14 protein-coding genes are annotated in these 19887 nt (G+C 63.8%); 4 read left to right on the top strand and 10 right to left on the bottom strand.

Annotation, left to right across the window (positions count from 1 at the left end; genetic code table 11):
- Positions 1-159 precede the first annotated feature (159 nt).
- Positions 160-1467 carry a solute carrier family 23 protein gene (locus DSC91_RS26910; protein ID WP_115781635.1) on the top strand — a complete coding sequence of 436 codons (1308 nt, stop codon included), beginning with the start codon at positions 160-162 and terminating at the stop codon, positions 1465-1467.
- A 108-nt stretch (positions 1468-1575) separates the two neighbouring features.
- Here DSC91_RS26910 and DSC91_RS26915 read toward each other — a convergent pair whose 3' ends face one another.
- Entirely contained in the window at positions 1576-3231 is a 1656-nt protein-coding gene (locus tag DSC91_RS26915) for a Na+/H+ antiporter (protein ID WP_115781636.1), read from the bottom strand.
- Positions 3232-3615: 384 nt separating this feature from the next.
- Between DSC91_RS26915 and DSC91_RS26920 the strand changes: the two genes are divergently transcribed.
- Both DSC91_RS26920 and DSC91_RS26925 read left to right on the top strand, forming a co-directional pair.
- The gene (locus DSC91_RS26920; RefSeq protein ID WP_115781637.1) at positions 3616-4884 is read left to right on the top strand and encodes a sensor domain-containing phosphodiesterase; all 1269 of its coding nucleotides are present in this window, start codon (positions 3616-3618) and stop codon (positions 4882-4884) included.
- A 141-nt stretch (positions 4885-5025) separates the two neighbouring features.
- A complete protein-coding gene (locus DSC91_RS26925; protein WP_115781638.1) occupies positions 5026-5832 on the top strand; it encodes a copper homeostasis protein CutC in 807 nt (268 codons plus the stop codon).
- 167 nt (positions 5833-5999) lie between these two features.
- On the opposite strand, the gene DSC91_RS26930 is transcribed toward DSC91_RS26925, so the two are convergent.
- The 9 genes from DSC91_RS26930 to DSC91_RS26975 all read right to left on the bottom strand — a co-directional run bounded on the left by DSC91_RS26930 (position 6000) and on the right by DSC91_RS26975 (position 18470).
- A complete protein-coding gene (locus tag DSC91_RS26930) occupies positions 6000-9587 on the bottom strand; it encodes an indolepyruvate ferredoxin oxidoreductase family protein (RefSeq protein ID WP_115781639.1) in 3588 nt (1195 codons plus the stop codon).
- Between the two features lie 298 nt (positions 9588-9885).
- The gene (locus DSC91_RS26935) at positions 9886-10857 is read right to left on the bottom strand and encodes an ion channel (RefSeq protein ID WP_115781640.1); all 972 of its coding nucleotides are present in this window, start codon (positions 10855-10857) and stop codon (positions 9886-9888) included.
- Between the two features lie 235 nt (positions 10858-11092).
- On the bottom strand, positions 11093-11338 hold the full coding sequence (locus tag DSC91_RS26940; protein ID WP_115781641.1) for a hypothetical protein: 246 nt from the start codon (positions 11336-11338) through the stop codon (positions 11093-11095).
- A gap of 61 nt (positions 11339-11399) precedes the next feature.
- A complete protein-coding gene (locus DSC91_RS26945) occupies positions 11400-11630 on the bottom strand; it encodes a hypothetical protein (protein ID WP_115781642.1) in 231 nt (76 codons plus the stop codon).
- A 146-nt stretch (positions 11631-11776) separates the two neighbouring features.
- Positions 11777-12694, bottom strand: a complete 918-nt coding sequence (locus tag DSC91_RS26950; protein ID WP_115781643.1) for a carbohydrate kinase family protein — start codon at positions 12692-12694, stop codon at positions 11777-11779.
- A gap of 5 nt (positions 12695-12699) precedes the next feature.
- Complete coding sequence (locus tag DSC91_RS26955) at positions 12700-13986, bottom strand: AGE family epimerase/isomerase (RefSeq protein WP_115781644.1); 1287 nt, start codon at positions 13984-13986, stop codon at positions 12700-12702.
- Positions 13983-14969, bottom strand: coding sequence for a LacI family DNA-binding transcriptional regulator (locus tag DSC91_RS26960; protein ID WP_115783527.1), 987 nt, complete (start codon positions 14967-14969; stop codon positions 13983-13985). Before DSC91_RS26960 ends, DSC91_RS26955 begins: the two co-directional genes overlap by 4 nt.
- 342 nt (positions 14970-15311) lie before the next feature.
- Positions 15312-17165 (bottom strand): EAL domain-containing protein, encoded by a 1854-nt coding sequence (locus tag DSC91_RS26970; protein ID WP_115781646.1) that lies wholly within the window; start codon positions 17163-17165, stop codon positions 15312-15314.
- A gap of 276 nt (positions 17166-17441) precedes the next feature.
- Entirely contained in the window at positions 17442-18470 is a 1029-nt protein-coding gene (locus DSC91_RS26975; RefSeq protein ID WP_115781647.1) for a bile acid:sodium symporter family protein, read from the bottom strand.
- 446 nt (positions 18471-18916) lie between these two features.
- On the opposite strand from DSC91_RS26975, the gene DSC91_RS38045 reads away from it, so the two are divergent.
- On the top strand, positions 18917-19588 hold the full coding sequence (locus tag DSC91_RS38045; protein WP_115781648.1) for a hypothetical protein: 672 nt from the start codon (positions 18917-18919) through the stop codon (positions 19586-19588).
- Positions 19589-19887: the final 299 nt, after the last annotated feature.

Genomic DNA, 19887 nt, shown 5'->3' on the forward strand with positions numbered 1-19887 from the left:
TCGTCATACGCTTCAGCGCGGTTTGGGATGTGCGCTTTGCTGCCCGTTTCTGCCGCCCTTGCCAGGCCTGGTGGCTCTCCGTACACTCGCGCGTAATTCCCAGACGGCGCCGTTTCGCTGCGCCGTCCACTAAAACGCCGACAGAGGAGAACCCCCGCCATGGCCGATTCCTATTTCCCACGCTGGCGCGCCCAGCCGAGCGCTGCCGAGGGCCGCATTGTCGGCACCGACGAGCGTCTCGCGTGGCCGCAGATGTTTGCAATGGGTATTCAGCACGTTGTCGCGATGTTCGGTTCCACCGTGCTTGCGCCCTTGCTGATGGGCTTCGATCCGAACCTGTGCATCTTCATGTCGGGGATCGGCACCCTGCTGTTCTTCGTACTCGTGGGCGGGCGCGTACCGAGCTATCTCGGTTCGAGCTTCGCGTTCATCGGTCTGGTGATCGCGGTGACGGGATATGGCGGCCACGGTCAGAACATGAACATTCCCGTGGCGCTAGGCGGGATCATCGCGTGCGGGGTCGTGTACGCGATCATTGGCCTGATCGTGTCGGCGGTCGGTACGAAGTGGATTGAAACGCTGATGCCGCCGGTCGTGACCGGGGCGATCGTCTGCGTGATCGGGCTGAATCTCGCGCCGATCGCGGTGCATGGCGTGAGCGGCAGCAACTTCGATTCGTGGATGGCGCTGGTGACGGTGCTGTGCGTCGGCGCGGTCGCGGTGTTCGCGCACGGCATGCTGCAGCGCTTGCTGATTCTGGTTGGTCTGCTAATGGCGTACGTGATCTACGCGATCGTCACGAATGGTCTCGGCATGGGCAAGCCGATTGACTTCGCGATTGTCGCGAACGCTGCGTGGTTTGGCATGCCGCACTTCACGGCGCCTGTTTTCAACATGCAGGCCATGACCTTGCTTGCACCGATCGCCGTGATTCTGGTTGCTGAAAACCTCGGGCATATCAAGGCGGTCAGCGCGATGACCGGTCAGAACCTGGACCGCTACGTCGGCCGTGCGTTTCTCGGCGATGGACTCGCGACGATCGTGTCCGGCTTCGCCGGCGGCACCGGGGTGACGACGTATGCCGAGAACATCGGCGTGATGGCCGTGACCAAAATCTATTCGACCCTGGTGTTTGTGATTGCCGCGGCGATTGCGCTGGTTCTGGGTTTTTCGCCCAAGTTCGGCGCAGTGATTCAGACCATTCCGGGGCCGGTGCTCGGCGGCGTGTCGATTGTCGTGTTCGGCCTGATTGCCGTGACCGGGGCGCGCATCTGGGTCGTGAATAAGGTCGATTTCTCCGACAACCGGAATCTGATCGTGGCGGCGGTGACGCTCGTGCTGGGCGCCGGGGATTTTTCGTTGAAGCTCGGTGGGTTCGGACTCGGTGGGATCGGTACCGCTACCTTCGGTGCGATCATTTTGTACGCGCTCCTGAGAAGGAAGCCGGCGCAGGGACCGGTGGCCTGATTGACCGGGGCGATGGTCCTTTCTCTTGTGACTTGCGATCGAGCGATCGAGCGATCGAGAGAAGGACCATCGCCGCGTCGCGACGATGACCGTTAGCGCTACCCGCCGCTATCGCTTCCGCGCGGTCAGCGCCGTCTCCGATAGATCCACCTCGCGCATGAGCTTGTTCAAAGTCTCGTCGTTGATTGCCTGACTATTGCGTAGCGCAAGCAGTACCTTCCGCTCGGCTCGCATCGCCGCCAACTTCATCCTGAACTCCAACGCATCGGCACGGCGTGCGAGTTCACGTGGCGCCTGGTCTGCTTCGAGCGTGGCGAGCCGTCGTCGATAAATGTCCATGACTCGCGCGGTGACATCCGCCGCGTATGCCGATGCCGATTCATCCAGATCCGCGCAGTCGATATCGTGCACCTCGTCGACCGCACGAATCGCGGCTTGCGCCGCTATCGTGCGCGCCATCGCTTCCTCCGCGGCGTGTGGATCCTTACCCCGCCGCCAGCCCCGCAACAACAGCGGCAACGTCACGACTGCCACCAGCAGCGAGAGCAGAATCACGCCCGAGGCAATGAAAATAGCCAGGTCCCGTCCCGGCAACGGCATACCGCCCGGCAACACTTCGGGCAACGACAACACACCCGCCAGCGTCACCGCGCCACGCACGCCGGCCACCGTCATCACCGTGGCCGTGCGCAATCCGGGCACAGCGTTCGCCACGCCGTGCTTCGCCGCGCCGCGGCTCGCGAACCAGCGCAGCAGCCATACCCACACGAAGCGCAACGCGTAGAGCGCCGCCGCGACTGTGGCGATGTAGCCGATCAGCCGCCACACTTCCGCATCGCTGGTCTCGTGCGCGTCGAGCAGTGCGCGGCCAAGAATGTGCGGAAACTGCAGCCCCAGCAGAATGAACACCATGCCGTTGAAGACGAATTCGATCATCGTCCACGTGCTGTTCGCACGCACGCGCGACGACACCGGCCCGACGTTCGCGATGTTCGTGTAGTTCATCATCATGCCGGCCGCGACCGCGGCCAGAATGCCCGACAACTCGAAGCGCTCGGCGGTCAGATACGCGGCGAACGGAATCAGCAGCGTCATCACCACGCCGGGCGCAGGATCGTCTTCTTCGTCAAGGCTCAGAAAGCGCGCCGCCATAAAGCTGAACGCCCAGCTCACCGCTGCGCCCGTTGCGAGACCGCCGGCCGCAATGATCACGAAGCTGATCGACGCGTCGCGCAGCGAGAACACCCCCGTCAGCGCTGCGGCAATCGCGAACTTCAACGCGACAAGGCCCGACGCGTCGTTCATCAAGGCCTCGCCTTCGAGGATATGCATCAGCCGCCCGGGAATCTTGCCCTTGCCTGCGATGCCGGTCAGCGCCACCGCATCGGTCGGCGACAGCACTGCGGCAAGCGCGAACGCAACCGGCAGCGGGATCGACGGCACCAACGCGTGGATGAAGTAGCCGACCGCCAGCACCGTCATGAAAACCAGACCAAGCGCGAGCATCAGGATGGAGCGGCGCGCCATGAACAATTCGCGCTTCGGGATCCGCCATCCGTCCGCGAACAGCAGCGGCGGAATGAACAGCATCATGAAAATTTCCGGATCGAAGCTGACGTGCAGCCCGAGCCTCGGCCATGCGAGCAATGAGCCGATCGCGATCTGGACCAGCGGCAGCGGCAAGGCGACCGGCAGCATCCGGATAACGACGCCGGAAGCGGCGACGGCGAGCAAAAGAATCAGTACGGTAAAGACAATATCCATCGATCTATTTCTGGAAATATAACGGTGCTTCCTCAGCGAAACGTCGATGACGCCGACGCCTGACAGCCATAAGGCGTGCCTGAGGCACAAGGAAGCAGTTTAGCCCGACGCCGCATCTCGCCAAGGCCGACTCGGCAGGGCGCCGCGAGCGTAGCGGGTCAGCATCCAGAAAGGGCGATGCACCTAAACGGTGCGCGTCACGCCCACGTGCGGCGCATCGGCTCGTTCGCCGGTGCAATCTTTCATGCAAATTTCATTCGAATGTGCGCCAGCGTGCGCATGGAGCTTGCTTAAGGAATATCGATGACGCACATTTTGAGAAACGGTGCCGAGGTTGTTCGCTTCCGCGTCCGGACCGGCCCGACTCTCGCGTGAGAGGATTGCATGACGATTGCGCAACAAGAAAGGACGGCCACCGCGCCGCATGGCTTCGATGTCGAGGTGACGTCGGGGCTCGAACGTTTTTCGGTGCAGCATGGCGAGCTGACGCTGACCAGCGTATTTCAACCGATTTTCAGCCTGTCGCATATGCGGGCAGTGGGCTACGAAGGGCTGCTGCGCGCGCACGATGCGCTGGACCGGCCTGTGTCGCCGCTCGACGTATTCGGCGAGGCGGCGCGTCTGGGCGACGTGCTGCAAGTCGACCGGCTCGCCCAGACCCTGCATCTGGAGAACTTCAAGGTGCTCGGCGCCGAGCGCGAATGGTTGTTCCTGAACGTGCATCCCGGCGCGCTCACCGATCCGTATCTCGCCGCCGCCTTGCTCGCCAACCTCAAGCGACTCGATCTGCCGCCGCGGCGGATCGTGCTCGAGGTGCTCGAGCAGCGCGCGGAAGATCTCGAACGTCTCGCCGATGCGGTGCGCCAATTCCGCGAGCGGGGTTTCCTCATCGCACTCGACGACTTCGGTGCCGGCCATTCCAACGTTGAACGGATCTGGCAGTTGAATCCCGACATCGTGAAGCTCGACCGCATCATGTTGTCGCACGCCGCGCATCGCGCCGATATGGCGACGATTCTGCCGGGGCTGGTGGCGCTGCTGCACGAGGCGGGCAAGCTGGTCCTGATCGAAGGCGTCGAAACGGAGCATGAAGCGCAGATGGCGCTCGCCTGCGACGCGGACTTCGTGCAGGGATTCTTCTTCGGCCGGCCGAGTCCAGGCGCGGCCGACGCAGCGCACGCCGCGACTTGCATCAGCGAAGTCACCGACCGCTATCGCGATCAGGCCGAAGCACGCGAGCGCCGCAATGCGAGCCGTCTCACACCGTACCTGCGAGCGTTCGAACGTGCGGCGGAACGGCTCGCCGCCGGCGAGCCGCTCGAGGAAGTGTGCTGGAACTTCCTCGCGCTCGACCATGCCGCACGCTGTTTTCTGCTCGATGCCAAGGGCAAGCAGGCGGGCCGCAACGTTGTGCTGCGCGCCGATCGCGCGGCGCATGAAACGCGGTTTTTGCCGCTTGCCGATGCGCAAGGCGCGAACTGGCTGCGTCGTCCGTATTTCCGCGCGGCGATCAACGCGCCGGAACGTGTGCATGTGACACGTCCGTATCTGTCGATCAACGAAGCGTTGCCGTGCGTGACACTCTCGGTGGCAACGCGTGTCGGCGAGCAGACGTGCGTGCTGTGCGGCGATATCGATTGGATCGAGGAATAGCGGATTCGATGGTTTGGTTGGGAGGGGCCGGCGGTTCTGGCGGTTCGATTGGAAAAGGGCGCGGCGGTTCTGGCGGTGCGGATTGGGAGAGCGGTGGCGGTTCTGAGATCATGTCGTCTTTAACCATACTCAGCCGCGCTTATGTCCGTCTTACTCGAAGTCATCGCCACGACCGTTGCCGACGCCCGGCTTGCCGCGCAGGCGGGTGCGAACCGCCTCGAACTCGTCACCGCGATGGGCGAGGGCGGGTTGACGCCGAGCCTTGGCTTGATCGAAGCAGTGGTTGCGGCGATGGAAAATCCCTCCGCGGGTTTGCCGGCGACCGCCATACCGGCAACCAACGTCCCCGCAGCCGGCGTATCGGCAGTCGGGGTCCGGGCGGCCGGCGTCCCGGCGGCCAGCGTCCCGGTCAACGTCATCGTCCGGCCGCATAGCCGCTCCTTTGTGTACGACGCCGACGACTACGCCGTGATGCTGCGCGACGTGCGAGCAGTCAAGGCGGCCGGTGCGAACGGCGTGGTGATCGGCATGCTGACGGCCGACGGTGAGATCGATCGCGAAGGCCTTGCGCGTGCGATCGATGCAGCGGATGGTCTGGCGATCACCTTCCATCGCGCGTTCGACGAAACGCGTGATTTGCAAGAAGCGCTCGACGTGCTGCTCGGCTTCGATGCCGTGACGAATGTGCTGACTTCGGGCGGAAAACCTTCGGTACTGCAGGCGGAGTCGATCGTGCGTGACCTGGTGCGGCAAGCATCCGGCTCACATTGCACGGTGCTGGCGGGCGCGGGTTTGACCATCGACGCAGTGGCCGGCTTCGTGAGCAAGACGCAAGTTCAAGCGGTTCACTTCGGTTCGGGTGTGCGCGTTGGCGGCAACGGCCTCGCACCGGTCGATGCGGCAAAAGTCGCGCAGGTGCGAGCGCTACTGGACGCAAAGCGTAGCTGATTGATCAGGAAGACAATCAGCGCTATTGGACGCCGTGCGTAGCAAAATGGTCCGGCGAAAAATCAACGCTACCAGAGCAGAGGCCACGCGTAACAAATCCATCAGGCAAAAAAATGCCGCTTCGCGTTGAGCTTCGAAGCGGCATTTCTCATACGCTTGTGGAAGAATTACTTCGCGACGACCACCGGAATTCCGCGCAACTGCCCGGCGCCCTTGACCTCTGCCAGTGACTTCGTCACCGATGCGCTCGTCGCCGCTTCGATCTGCAAGCGCGCAGCCAGATCGCGCTCGCCGCGCTTCACGCCCGCCAGATTCGCCAGCTTTACGTGACCGTAACCGCGTACACGCGCATGCAGATCGGCCAGCTTCGCGACGTCTTCCAGATTGTTCGCGTTGAGCTTCGCGAACGCGCGCTGCAACGTGGTTTCGTAGTCGTCGGCGAGTTCGCGCTCCATCTTGCGTTCGAGTGTGCGGCCGAACGGATCGAGCATCGTGCCGCGCAGACTGCTGAACTTCGCCATCACGCCGAGCACCGGCCACATCCATTGGCCGAAGGTCCTCTTGGTCGGATTGACGCCCGGTTGCGGGCGCGTAAGCGTCGGCGGCGCGAGGTTGAACTTGATGCCGAAGTCCTTGCCTGCGATACCTTCGAATTGTGCTTCCAGTGCTTCGCGGAAGGCCGCATCCGTATGCAGGCGCGCCACTTCGTATTCGTCTTTCACCGCGAGCAGGCGATAGAACGTCGTCGCCACGGCACGTGTGATGCGTTCACTCTTTGCGTCGACCGCGGTTTCCGCACGACGCGCCGCGTCGACCAGCGCGCGATAGCGCTTCACATAGCTCGCGCCACCGTAGGTTTGCAGACGGCTCTCGCGATGCGCGATCAGGTCATGGAGCGTATCGACGCGAACCGCCTGCTTCGCCAGATGCCGCGCCTGCCACAGCGATTCGAGCGCTGCCGGATCTTCAGCGGCCACACGTCCAATCGAAAACGCCAGTTGATTCATCTGCACGGCGACGTTGTTCAACTCGATCGCACGCATCATCGCGGCGAACGACACCGGCACCAGACCGAGTTGCCAGGCATAGCCGAGCATCAGAATGTTCGCGCCGATGGTGTCGCCGAGAAAGCGCGTGGCGAGCGCCTGGGCGTCGCACGTCGACATGCGGTCGTCGCCTGCCGCGTGGCGCATCTTGTCGATCAGCGCGTCGGCATGCAGCGTCGCATCCGGATTCTGCACGAAGGTCGCGTTCGGAATCGCATGCGTGTTGACGACGATGCGCGTGCGGCCATGACGCACTGTTTGCAGGGCATCGGCGCTCGCGCCCACCACCATGTCGCAGGCGAGCAGCACGTCGGCCTGTTGCGTGTCGATACGCACCTGATTGAGCCACTCGTCGCGCGCCGCGAAGCGCACGAACGACAGCACGGAGCCGCCTTTTTGCGCGAAGCCCATGAAGTCGAGCACCGACGCACTCTTGCCCTCCAGATGTGCGGCCATGCTGATCAACGCGCCGACCGTGACGACACCCGTGCCGCCAACGCCCGTCACCAGAATGTCGTACGGCGCGGCATCGAGATGCGTTGCGGGAACGGGCAAGGCGTCGACGCGTGCGGCGAGCGCGGCCGGATCGAACGCGGCGCCCGCGGCTTTCTTCAGCTTGCCGCCTTCCACGGTGACGAAGCTCGGGCAGAAACCGTTCACGCAGGAGTAGTCTTTATTGCACGACGATTGATCGATGCGGCGCTTACGCCCCAACGCAGTCTCAACCGGTTCGACCGATAAACAATTCGATTGCACGCCGCAATCGCCGCAGCCTTCGCACACTTCCTCGTTGATGAAGAGACGCTTGTCCGGATCGGGGAATTCGCCTTTCTTCCGGCGGCGCCGTTTTTCAGCCGCACAGGTCTGGTCGTAGATCAGCACCGTCACGCCGTCGGTATCGCGCAATTCGCGCTGCACGGTGTCCATTTCGCTGCGATGGTGGAACGTCGTGCCCTTCGGAAAGAGGTCGTGGTGGCCGTCGTATTTCTCCGGCTCGTCGCTGACCACGACGAAACGCGACACGCCTTCGGCTTCCACCTGACGCGCGATTTGCGGCACCGAGATGCTGCCGTCGACCGGTTGGCCGCCTGTCATCGCGACCGCATCGTTATACAGAATCTTGTACGTGATGGTGGCATTCGCGGCCACGGCCTGACGGATCGCGAGAATGCCCGAGTGAAAGTAGGTGCCGTCGCCGAGATTCTGGAACACGTGGCGCGTTTTCGTGAACATTGAATGCGAGGCCCAATCGACGCCTTCGCCGCCCATCTGAATCAGACCGGTCGTGTCGCGCTCCATCCATGACGCCATGAAGTGGCACCCAATCCCCGCATGCGCGATGGAACCCTCAGGCACTTTGGTCGACGTGTTGTGCGGGCAGCCCGAGCAGAAATACGGCGTACGTTTCACGCTATCCGCGGCGTTCGAGAGAATTTGCGGCGCCACCAGATCGACCACGCGCTCGCGGCGATCCAGCGCCGGCTTATGCTTTGCGAGCCAGTTGGCGAACACCGGCAGAATGCGCGAGGGCCGCAATTCACCCAGCGACGACAGCAGCAGCGTGCCGTCTTCGGCGTTCTTGCCGACCACGATCGGCCGCGCGCCTTGCGTACGGTTGTACAGATAGTCTTTGATCTGCTGCTCGATGACCGGGCCTTTTTCCTCGATCACCAGCACTTCGGAGAGGCCGGAAACGAACGCGTCGATACGCGTCATTTCCAGCGGGAACGACAAGCCGACCTTGTAGATCCGCACGCCGGCCGCTTCCAGATCGGCGACCGTCAGATCGAGCCGGCGCAGGGTTTCCATCAAGTCCAGATGCGCCTTGCCGCACGTAACGATCCCCACATTCGCATGCGGACTCGGCGCAATCCATTTGTCGATGCTGTTGGTGCGCGCGAAATGACGAACCGCGTCGAGCTTCGCGTGCATCCGCGATTCGATCGTCAGGCTGGGCAAATCGGGCCAGCGGTTATGCAGGCCGCCCGCCGGTGCTTCGAAATCCTGCGGAATCGTCCATTCGGTTTGCAGCTGATCGAGGTCGACCGTCGAGCCGGATTCGACCGTTTCCGAAATCGCCTTGTAGCCGACCCACGCACCCGAGAAACGCGACAGCGCCCAGCCATACAGGCCGAATTCGAGCATGTCGGCGATGTTCGACGGATTCACCACCGGCATGTGCCAGGCCATCAACGCGAAGTCGCTCTGATGCGGCATCGACGACGACACGCAGCCGTGATCGTCGCCCGCCACTACGAGCACGCCGCCGTGCGGCGACGAGCCGTACGCGTTGCCGTGCTTCAGCGCGTCGCCCGCGCGATCCACGCCGGGGCCTTTGCCGTACCACATCGCGAATACCCCTTCGACGGTGCGCTCCGGGTCCGATTCCACCCGTTGCGTACCGAGCACCGCCGTGCCGCCGAGTTCTTCGTTGATCGCGGGCAAAAAGCGAATATCACTCGCCGTGAGCAGTTTCTTCGCTTTCCACAACTGCTGGTCGACCATGCCGAGCGGCGAGCCGCGATAGCCGCTGATGAAGCCGGCGGTGTTCAGGCCGTGTGCACGGTCGGCGGCGCGCTGCATTAGCGCAAGGCGCACCAGCGCCTGCGTGCCGGTCAGGAAGATCCGGCCGCGCGTGGCGGTGAGATTGTCGGACAGCTTGTAGTCGGCGAGAGCGGGCGTGCCGTCGATGGGCAGGCGAGCGGTCATGGGGGAGTCTCCAATGTCGATCGGAGTTGGCGCTTTAGCGCTTACTCCGATCCCATGCAATTAATTGCGGTTTTGCATCCGCGTGCCGTGGGGTGGGGACCACAAAAGGCGACGCGGCGAAAGAGACTCTATTTTTTAGCGCCAGTTGGAGTGAATTATTTCTACTTGGCGCGGCGTTCGACGAAACCGCGCGACGGGTCACGCGTTTTAATGAAGTTTTGAGATGGATCTGCCGCGCGGCGGGCCGGTTCGGGTATGCCCTGGTGCGTGGCGCGAGGGTGAAATCGGCCTGCGCGCTCTACGGCGTGGGCGTTTTCGCCATGGGCGCGGCGGCCGGCGCCGAGTCGAGCGGAACGACCTCGTTGAAATGCGAGTAGTCGATGTGACTCACGCCGCCCTCTTCGCGCATGATGTCGACGAAACGGTGTTGCCAGCGGATCTGCTCGCAACGCCACATATGGCGCGCCTGCATGGTCTGCGAGGTCGATTCGTCGACCCCTTCGAGCGTGAGCCACAGCGACGCATCACTGCCCTTGAGCGTTTCGGCGGTCTCGCCAAATAGCGGACTGCTTTCGTCGATGACGTGCATCATGACCCAGCCCAGTTTGAACACGGGATGCTGGTCGCGCACCAGCGTCAAGTCGTAGAGCTTGCGCAGCGTATAGCCTTCGGTGGAGGTTTCCAGCCGCATGAGGCGAAGTTTCGCCTGCGCTTCGGCGATCACGTTTTGACGCGCGTTGGCGGCGCGCACCATCAGCGTCATGCGGCCCTCGTACGGCCATACGACCGCGTTGCGGGCAAACATGATCTTGGCGTGCGGGCGTGAAAAGCGCGCGAAGATCAGCCCCGTCGCCAACGCGATACTGGACATGCCGACGAAGATTTCCAGTGTCGCGATCCAGTGCGCGTAGACGGTTTGCGGATGCATATCGCCGTAGCCGACCGTCGCGAGCGTTTCGACGCTGAAGAAAAACGCACCGCCGAAACCCGCTGGAAACTGATTGGCGATCGGCGCCCGGCCGAGCATGTAGAGCGTCGCAAACAGGGTATTGAGCAGCAGGAACAAAATCCCAAGCGAGACAAAGAACGTCGGCCAGCGGACGACCAGTGCGCGGTGATAGAGATCCTGCCAGAGTGGCGTCGGCATGCCGTGCGCGATGACCACGCGATCGTCCAGGCGCAATTCCCGGCTGCCGCGCGCGCGACGTCTCTGCGCCAGCGCTTCGTCGTCGGCGATACTGGAAAAGCGGTCTGATGGTTCAGTAGCCATCGCGTGCTCGTGGGGATGAAAACGCGCAAAGCGTAGCACGACGGTTAGCGTGCGGAAGGTGATTTCCAGCGCGCGGCAGGGGCGTTGAAAGCGGCGCGGCTAAAGCGTGCTGCAGGGATGCAGACGTGACGCTTCCAAGGCGCGGCCTGGGGCGCTTCGGACGGGCGCGCAGAGACTGCCGAGACGCCACTCGCCCGACGATGCGCACACCTCCATCAATGTGCTTGCTGTGGGTCTACGGAAAGGCCCGTGGCTTCGGAATGCCGGCGCCGTGTTCGATGTCGTCGACCGCCTGCTGGTGCGCGGCGGCGACGGCCTCCGCTTCGTCCGCATAGCCGTTGTCGCCGCCGACCGTGGTCCACGACTTGACGGCTTTCTCGCGATGCCGGATCTCGTATTCCGCATCCCAGCGCGCGCCGTTGAGTTCGAGAGGGCGGACGTGAATCGAGTACACGCCGTAGAGGAAGAGCTGTTCCGCCATGATCGCCTCCAGCCGGTTGATTCAGGAGCGGCGCGGCGTCATGGGCGCGGCGCCGGATTGCCTAGAGTTCGATTTCGCCGAGGATGCGGTGGGCGAGGGCCTTGGCTTCCTCGAGGGCTTCCTCGGGCGTGGACGAGGTGGTTTCGACTTCGTAGACCGTGGTCTCCTGGTCGGCAGATGCTTCGCCTTCGTCGCGGGAAAGGGTGACCACACCCTGCCACGTGTCGCTTTGTACTTCTCTTATCGACGCGGTGGCCGTGTAGATGCCTTTGGTGTAGGTGATGTCATCCATGGCGACGCTCCTTCTTCCAAAGGGGTGGGTTTTTTCATCCTAGCACGACGATCGAGGTTCGGCTTTTCGCTTGCGCGGCGCCCAATGTTGGCAACCGATGTCTCCACCGATGTCTGCAACGATACGCGCCGCACAAGGCAAAAAAACTACAGCAACGCCACAACTTCATCCAGGGACGGCGCATGCGCGCCGGCGTGGCGGCAAGCCGCGGCGCCGGCGGCCAGAGAAAAGGCCAGGTGCTCAGGCCACGCGCGCTGCGGTGCGGTCATCAAGCTGAAAAGCAGACCGCCGATCGACGCATCCCCCGCTCCAACCGTATCGACCACTTCAACCCGCGGCGGCCGAGCCTCCACCACCATGGCGCCGTCGATCAGCATCGAGGTCTCGGGCCCACGCGTGACCAGCACGGTGGCCGACGGATTCATCGCCCGCAGCCGGGCAAGTGCGCCGGCTTCGTCATCCGTCTTGAACAGCATGCGCAAATCTTCGTCCGACACCTTGATCAGGTCGGCCAGCGCGGCCATCTTGCGCAACGTAGGCTCGTAGCCATGCTCCATCAGGTTCCGGTAATTCGGATCGAAACTGATCTTCACCCCGCGCGCGCGCAACTCGGCGGCCAACGCGGCAAGCGTGTCGCCAAGCGGCTGACGGACCAGGCTGATGCAGCCGAAATGCGCCCATTTCACTTGTCCGATCCAGCCAGCCGGCAGGCGCGCCGGGTCGAACGCCAGATCGGCGCCGTTCTCACCCATGAAAAAGTACGCGGGTGGATGGGTTTGATGAACGATCGCCAGCAGAGGCGGGCGCTCCACGCGCTGCATGAAGCGCATGTCGAGCCCCGCGGCGACGCTCGCGTTCCATAGCTCGTCGGAGAAGTTATCGACGCCCAGCGACCCGGCGCACGCCGTCGGCAAACCGAGCCGCGCCACGCAGCGCGCGACGTTCCAGCCGGCGCCGCCAGGACGCGAAAGCCATTGCGAGGCGCCGGTCCGTACGAGATCGGTGAGGATGTCGCCGGCCGAGACAAAGAAGGGGAATTCGGTGTTCGCGCTCAAGTTGGTCATTTTGCTTACTCCGCGGATTCGGACGCAGCGGCCGCGCCGTCGGGCAGCGCGTGTGCCAGCACCTCGTAGCACGCGCCCATCGTGTGATAGTCGGTCTTGCCGGCGGGACTCTTTTCGTCGCTGTACTTACGGTTGTCGCACGTGAGGATGCGGTACCACGCGCCATGCTTGTGATCGACGAAATGCGCCCAGCTGTAGCGCCAGATCTCGTCGTACCAGTCCCAGAAACGCTCGTTGCCGGTGCGCTTGCCGAGCAGCGCCGCGGTCGCGAACGTCTCCGCCTGGACCCAGAAATACTTGTCGTGGTCGCACACGGTGCCGTCCGGACCGAAGCCGTAATAGAGGCCGCCGTGATCTTCGTCCCACGCGTGCGTCATCGCGGCGTCGAATAGCTCGATGGCGCGCGGCAGCAGCCACGGCAACGGACGATAGCGCTCGAGAATCAGCAGTAGTTTGGCCCACTCGGTCTGATGCCCGGGCTGGAAGCCCCACGGACGGAAGATGTTCGAGCTGTCTTCCTCGTTGTAATGCCAGTCGACCGACCAGTCGGCGTGAAAGTGCTCCCACACGAGGCCCTGCGAGAGCTTCGCCTGGCGCAGCGTGATGTTCGACGCCACCCGTTCCGCGCGATCGAGATAGACCAGGTGCCCGGTTGCCTCGTGCGCGCTCAGGAGCGCCTCGGTGGTGTGCATGTTCGCGTTCTGGCCGCGATACGAACTGACGCGCCAGTCGGGCGTGGCATCGTCGGCATAGAGGCCGGCGGCGGCGTCCCAGAAGCGGTGTTCCATCAACTCGAAGGTCGCGCCGATCATCGGTCTGGCTTCCTCGATGCCGGCCATCGCCGCATGCGAATACGCGAGCAGCACGAATGCGAGGCCATAGCAGTGGCGCGTTGCGTCGAGCGTGCGTTTTTTGCCGTCGTGCCATTCGAGCTCCCAGTCGTAGCCTTCGTGCTCGGCGTCCCAATGCGCTTCGCGCAGAAAGCGCAGACCGTGGCGCGCGTACTCGAGATGCTGCGGGTCGCCGAACTGGCGATACGCCATCGCGTAGTTGAAGACGTAGCGGCACGTGCTTACCAGATGCCGCGTGGTCTTGTCGTAGACCGAGCCGTCGTCGCGGAAGAAATGGAAGAAGCCGCCGCTCGGATCGAGCACGTTCGGCGCGTAAAAGTGCAGCGTGTCCTGCACGTGAGCGAGCAGAAAATCGCGGCTGCGAAAGCTGTCGACAGGCGGCGCCGCGGCGGCGCCGTTGGCGGAGTCGTTGGCGGAGTGAAGCGGATCGGATTGCGTCATGGCGTTTTTACCAAAGTACTGGCACGGGCAATGAGATGGACGGGCAAGCGGACTTCGGGTTCGGCGGGTGCATCTTCGAGCAGCAGCTCGACGCCGCGCCGGCCGAGTGCTTCCTTGTCGACCGAAATGGTCGACAGCGGCGGCGTGGCGTGAGCCGCGGCGGGAATGTCGTCGAAGCCGATGATCGCGATGTCCTCGGGCACGCGGATGCCGCGTGCGAGGCACGCGCGCAACGCGGCGAGCGCGGCTGCGTCGTTGTAGGCGAACACGGCGTCAGGCCGCGGGCCGGGCGCATCGAGCAACTGGTGCATCGCGCGCGCGGCGCCGCTGTCGGGATCGAGGCCGGCGTCGATCGTGACTTCGAGCGATGGGTCGAACAGCAAGCCCGCTTCGAAAAACGCGCGTCGGTAACCGAGCGCGCGCTGGGCGATGCTGAAGTGCGCGAGCGAGCCGCCGATGAACGCGACGCGCTTGCGCTGCTGGTCGAACAGATGCCGCATGGCGAGCGTGGCGCCCGTGGCGTTGTCGAGATTCACCGAGCGCAGGCCCGGCGCCCACAGGTCGATCAGCACGAGCGGGCGCTGCATCGCCACCAGCGTGGTCAGCGTTTCGGGCTCGACGAAACCGGCGATCGCCACCGCGTCCGGCGCATGCAGGCGCATCTGCTGGATCACGTCTTCGGTCGGACCGGCGGTCAGCACGGAAGGCACGATGCCGCGTTCGCGGCACGCGTCTTCCACGCCATGCAGCACGTGCGAAAAGAACGGGCTGGCGGCGAAGTTGTTGTGCTGACGGTGCAGCAGAAAGGTGAGGCGGCGGATGCGCGGACGCAATTGAGCGGCGTCATAGCCGAGTTGCCGCGCCGCTTCGACCACGCGTTCTCGGGTGGCTTCGGAAAGGCCGGGCTGATTCTTCAATGCGCGCGAGACGGTGCCGATCGACACGCTGGCCGCGCGGGCGACGTCGCGGATGGTTGTGGCCATCGAATGCAGCGGCCGCAAGAGGTCGGCCGCAAGGTGTTTGGGTTCGGCCGATTGTATAGTAAAACGTGGCTAAAACAGCCTGTGGAACGTGCGATCTACACCCGTAAATACCCGTAGGAAGGGATGCTGGCCTGATTTATGTTGTTTAGTAAAATATGCTAAACAAGGCGTTGGCGTTGGCGTTGGCGTTGGCGTTGGCGTTGGCGTTGGCGTTGGCGTTGGCGTTGGCGTTGGCGTTGCCACCGGCACCGGCACCGGCACCGGCACCGGCACCGGCACCGGCACCGGCACCGGCACCGGCACCGGCACCGGCACCGGCACTACCCTTGGCACGTCCGCGCATCAGTCGAAAGGCATGGCCGCCACGTCCGCCTGTCCTCGCAGCAGCGCCACGCTCTCATCCGCGTCGATCAGCACGAAGCCGCTCGTCTCGTGCTTCGCGCGCCGTTTCGCCAGCGCCGCGACGGACGCGATTTCCTCGCTGCTGTAAAACGACGGACCGCCGTCCGACTCGACGCGCACGCAGCCGATCGCCATCGTCACGAAGCCGAAGAAGGTCGGATTGCCGCGCCGGTCTTCACCGTGGATGCCGCCGGCAAGCCGGTCGGCGGGTGCGTAGAAGCGCTGCGCGCCTTCGTTGAACAGGTGAATCGCGCGCAGTGCGCGCTCCTGCCAGTCCTCGCTCTGGAACAGGATCAGGAAGTCGTCGCCGCCGACGTGGCCGAGGAAATCGCGGGTCGGGTCGCAGACGTCGGCGAGCACGGCGGCGGCGAATTTCAGCACTTCGTCGCCCTGCCAGTAGCCGTATTGATCGTTGAACGGCTTGAAGTGGTTCAGATCGACGTAGCACGCATAAAAGCCCGCGTCGTTGCCCAGCAGGCGGGCGATATGCGAACTGATCGGGATGTTGCCCGGCAGGAAGGTCAGCGGGTTCGCGTAGCGCGCGGCTTCGATGCGTACTTCGGTCACCGCGCGCACCAGCTTCTCGCCGGTGCCGAGACCGGCGTACTTGCCGTCGTTGTCGGTGATGACGAAGCCGTCGGCGAGATAACGCTGGTCGTCGCTGGCAAGAAGTTTGGCCATTTGTTCGACAGTCATCGATTGCTCGATGATCACCGGCGACGCATTCGCAAACTGCAGGCACGGCCGCTTGCCGAACAGCTCGCGGTGGTAGGGCAGCGCGTAGCGGTCCATGAAGCTGCGGCGGTTGATGAGCGCAACCGGCGCGTCCTGTTCGACCACGGCCACCGCGTGCAGATCGGGCAGGCGGTTGAACAGCTCGAGCACGTCGTTGTTGGTCGCGTGGCGCGGCAGCGCGGGCGCGTGCACCATCATCTTCGCCGACGCCATGCCACCCGACGGCGACGCGCTGCTCACCGTGCGCGTAGTTTCCGGGAAGACGGCGATGTGACCGGCGCGCAGTGCGTCGCGGGCGTCGTCGGTGACGCTGCTGGCCGGCTGGGCATGCGGCCGGCCGAAGAAATAACCTTGCCCGCAGCCGATCCCCATGTCGCGCACCACGATCAGATCCGCTTCGTCTTCGATGCCTTCGGCCACCAGCCGTGCGCCGCTTGCGTTGGCGAAGTGCTGCATGGCGCGCACGGCTTCGAATTTCAGCGAGTCGCTGGAGATGCCGTGGATGAAGAAGCGGTCGATCTTCACGACGTCCGGTTGCAGGCGCACCCAGAGATTCATGCTGGCGTTCGCGGTGCCGTAATCGTCGAGCGCGAACTGCGCGCCGGCCGTGCGCAACGCCGCAATTACCGGCAGGAAGCTGGCGACATCCAGAATCGTGCTTTGCTCGGTCAATTCGACCACGATCCGTCGCGGATCGACGCCGCGATACCGCAGCAGCGCGAGCGTGTCGTCGTGCTTGTCGGCCAGTTGCCGGATCGCCCCCGCGCTGAAATTGAGAAACAGCTTGCCGTCGAAATCGAGCTTCGCGAACGCGTCGATGCAGGTGCGCGCGGCGGCCTGCTCGAGCTCAAGCGCGCAGCCCTCGGCGAGCGCCTGCGAAAACAGGGCGAACGGCGCTTCGAGCGAGGTGCCGGCTGGGCCGCGGATCAGACCTTCGTAGCCGAGGATCGCGCCGTCGTCGAAATCGATGATCGGCTGGAATACAGCGGACAAGTCACGCCGGGCGATCAACTCCTCGATACGCGGCGTAGCGGATCGGGAGGGCGAACGAGGTTGCATGGCAGTTAGGCGTAGCGATCGACCTTCGTCTTATCGACTCATCTTGCCTGGAGTTGAGTGAACTTTTAGTGAAGCGCTGCACCGGCTTGGTGCGTCGCGGCCTTGGGCATGCTGGTGGCGGGTTTGCTGCGGCCAGGACTTTGCCTATGCCATCCGGCTGAGGCGACAGCACAGGCGTTTGAGCGTGAAATAACAAAAAAGCCGCACAAGGCGGCTTTCTTCAAATGACGCTCAGGGAGGGCGCTTATGAATGTCCTGTTTGCATTGCGCGCGTATTCAACGGCGCACGACGGCGGCGGCGGGCCGCTCGCGCGAAACCGCGCGGGTTTCGCCACTGGTGTCGCGAGCCCCCCAGCGCTGCGCGAGCGCGGCGCACACCATCAGCTGGATCTGGTGGAACAGCATCAGCGGCAAGACCACGGCGCCGACCGCATGCGAGGCGAAAATCACCTTGGCCATCGGCACGCCGGCGGCAAGGCTTTTCTTCGACCCGCAGAAGATGATCGTGATCTGGTCGGCGCGGTTGAAGCCGAGCCGCTTGCTGACCAGAATCGTCATGGCCAGCGCAAGCGCGAGCAGCACAACGCTGATCAACAGCAGGCCGCCCAGTGCGGACAGCGGGATCTGGTGCCACAGGCCTTCGTCGACGGCCTCGCTGAACGCGCCGTACACCACCAGCAGGATCGAGCCCTGGTCGACGAACTTCAGCACGCTGCGATTATGCTCGATCCACTTGCCGATCAGCGGGCGCAGCAACTGTCCGGCCACGAACGGCACCAGCAGTTGCAAAACGATGTTGCCCACCGTGTGCCACGGCGAGGCGCCGCCGCTCGCCGCCTGATTGGTGACGACGAGGCTGACGAGTGCGGGGGTGATGAAGATCCCCAGCAGGCTCGAGGCCGACGCGCTGCATACGGCGGCCGGCACGTTGCCTTTGGCAATGGACGTGAACGCGATCGACGACTGAACCGTCGACGGCAGCGTGCAGAGGAAGAGGACCCCCGCATAGAGCGCCGGCGTGACAAGTGGCGAAAGGAGCGGCTTAAGCGCGAGGCCGAGCAGCGGAAACAGCGCGAACGTGCTGAGCAGCACTACCAGATGCAAACGCCAGTGCGTCGCGCCCGCCACGATCGCTTCGCGTGAGAGCTTGGCGCCGTGCAGGAAAAACAGCAGGCCGACCGCAACGTTCGTCACCCAGTTGAACCCGACGGCGGCCTGCCCGTGAACCGGCAGGAAGCTGGCAAGGATCACGGTGCCCACGAGGCACAAGGTGAAATTGTCGGGAAGCAGTTTCGGGCGAGCCATGGCGGAATCTCGATTCGGTGATGCGGAAAGCAGGGCGCGCGAATGTGCCCGCCTCAGGCTATGGAAAGCGCCTATTGTTGTTGAAAATCGATTGAATATGCAAATTCATTTGCCGAATCGATTAATGAGCATCGCGCATCAGACCGCTGCCTCGGCGATCCGATGCGCGATGGCGACAGTCAGCTTCAGTATTGGCGACCGTCTCTGTCCGGTCCACTGTCGTTTTGACAATCCGGCGAAAAACCGGCGGTGATTCGTCATACGCGAGCACCTTGGCAGATCTCGCAAAGGCCGCTCAGCCAAGCTGTTTCAAGGCTTTCGCGCAAGGGCTCTGTCGCGGAAAAACGTCGCAGTAACAAGGTGTTACAACAGCGGTCGGGGCCTAACACTTTTTGGCTCGACACCCTTTGCCGGCGCCCATAAATTACTGCTCAAAGGCCATCGGGATGCCCCGCGCCGCGACAGATACGCAGCGCTCGCGCCGGTCCCAGAACAAGTCCATCGCAGCTCGAACGGTGGGCTTCAGGCAGGTCTTCGGGCATGTGAGTCACGTGGTGGACGGGTTGTCGAGAACGAAGCACTGGGCGTTGGGCGCGGTTATCGCTGCGCTGTGCTCGTTCGCCTATGCAAAAGTGCCTGGCATTCCGCACGGTGGTGGCGGCGGCGGCGGCGGTGGCGGTGGTTATCCGCATGCCGCCGCGGGTCACGCAATGCGCGGCGATGCGCGCAGCGGCGGCTATAACTATGGCGCGGCAAACGTAAGACCGGCTCGCAACAGCATGGCCGGCAGCAACGCGCGCTTGCCGCGTGGCGGTGCGAACTTCGCCGCCGGCAATTACGCCAACGGCTTTGGCGGCTACAACCCTGGCATGCATCGCGTTACCGGACCGGCTGGATATCCTAACGACGGCCGCGGCGGCATGCAGTACGCCGGCGCCATTACCCCCGTCAGCGCAGAATCGCGCACGGTGCCGCGTCCGCCGCCCAACGCGCCGGTTCGCGCCGGTTCGATTCGCGCCGACGTCGCCCGCTACAACGAAGAGCGCGGCGCCTCGCGTGCCATGCAGCGCCCGGGGGACGAACCGCGTCAGCAGGAAGGTTCGCCGTACCGTAACTAACGGCAGCGCGGGGGCGTGCTCTCGCTCCAATGCGGTGTAGCGCCGCTTCTCGTCGCACCACGCGTCCCACCGAATTCCCTTCCCACGTTTCACCGAAGCCGCTTCGCCGGTTCATGAACCGGCTGGCTGCGGCCTTGCGTGTCGCCGCCGTCCAAAAAGCCCCTGTCAATGTGACGTTTCGACGCCACACTTTTTTGAAAACACTCGGCAGTCATCCGCCTCCCGTCGTCAAATTTGGTCGTTTTCGCCGCCACGCGTCATCCGCATGTCATCTGAACCGTTATCACCCAGTCGGGCGC

This window comes from Paraburkholderia caffeinilytica, from assembly GCF_003368325.1.
In the GTDB taxonomy this organism is placed as follows: domain Bacteria; phylum Pseudomonadota; class Gammaproteobacteria; order Burkholderiales; family Burkholderiaceae; genus Paraburkholderia; species Paraburkholderia caffeinilytica.

Excerpts from the sequence above, each read along its gene's own strand:
- DSC91_RS26910 (WP_115781635.1), top strand. The coding sequence starts at position 160 with ATGGCCGATTCCTATTTCCCACGCTGGCGCGCCCAGCCGAGCGCTGCC.
- DSC91_RS26915 (WP_115781636.1), bottom strand. The coding sequence starts at position 3,231 with ATGGATATTGTCTTTACCGTACTGATTCTTTTGCTCGCCGTCGCCGCT.
- DSC91_RS26920 (WP_115781637.1), top strand. The coding sequence starts at position 3,616 with ATGACGATTGCGCAACAAGAAAGGACGGCCACCGCGCCGCATGGCTTC.
- DSC91_RS26925 (WP_115781638.1), top strand. The coding sequence starts at position 5,026 with ATGTCCGTCTTACTCGAAGTCATCGCCACGACCGTTGCCGACGCCCGG.
- DSC91_RS26930 (WP_115781639.1), bottom strand. The coding sequence starts at position 9,587 with ATGACCGCTCGCCTGCCCATCGACGGCACGCCCGCTCTCGCCGACTAC.
- DSC91_RS26935 (WP_115781640.1), bottom strand. The coding sequence starts at position 10,857 with ATGGCTACTGAACCATCAGACCGCTTTTCCAGTATCGCCGACGACGAA.
- DSC91_RS26940 (WP_115781641.1), bottom strand. The coding sequence starts at position 11,338 with ATGGCGGAACAGCTCTTCCTCTACGGCGTGTACTCGATTCACGTCCGC.
- DSC91_RS26945 (WP_115781642.1), bottom strand. The coding sequence starts at position 11,630 with ATGGATGACATCACCTACACCAAAGGCATCTACACGGCCACCGCGTCG.
- DSC91_RS26950 (WP_115781643.1), bottom strand. The coding sequence starts at position 12,694 with ATGACCAACTTGAGCGCGAACACCGAATTCCCCTTCTTTGTCTCGGCC.
- DSC91_RS26955 (WP_115781644.1), bottom strand. The coding sequence starts at position 13,986 with ATGACGCAATCCGATCCGCTTCACTCCGCCAACGACTCCGCCAACGGC.
- DSC91_RS26960 (WP_115783527.1), bottom strand. The coding sequence starts at position 14,969 with ATGGCCACAACCATCCGCGACGTCGCCCGCGCGGCCAGCGTGTCGATC.
- DSC91_RS26970 (WP_115781646.1), bottom strand. The coding sequence starts at position 17,165 with ATGCAACCTCGTTCGCCCTCCCGATCCGCTACGCCGCGTATCGAGGAG.
- DSC91_RS26975 (WP_115781647.1), bottom strand. The coding sequence starts at position 18,470 with ATGGCTCGCCCGAAACTGCTTCCCGACAATTTCACCTTGTGCCTCGTG.
- DSC91_RS38045 (WP_115781648.1), top strand. The coding sequence starts at position 18,917 with ATGCCCCGCGCCGCGACAGATACGCAGCGCTCGCGCCGGTCCCAGAAC.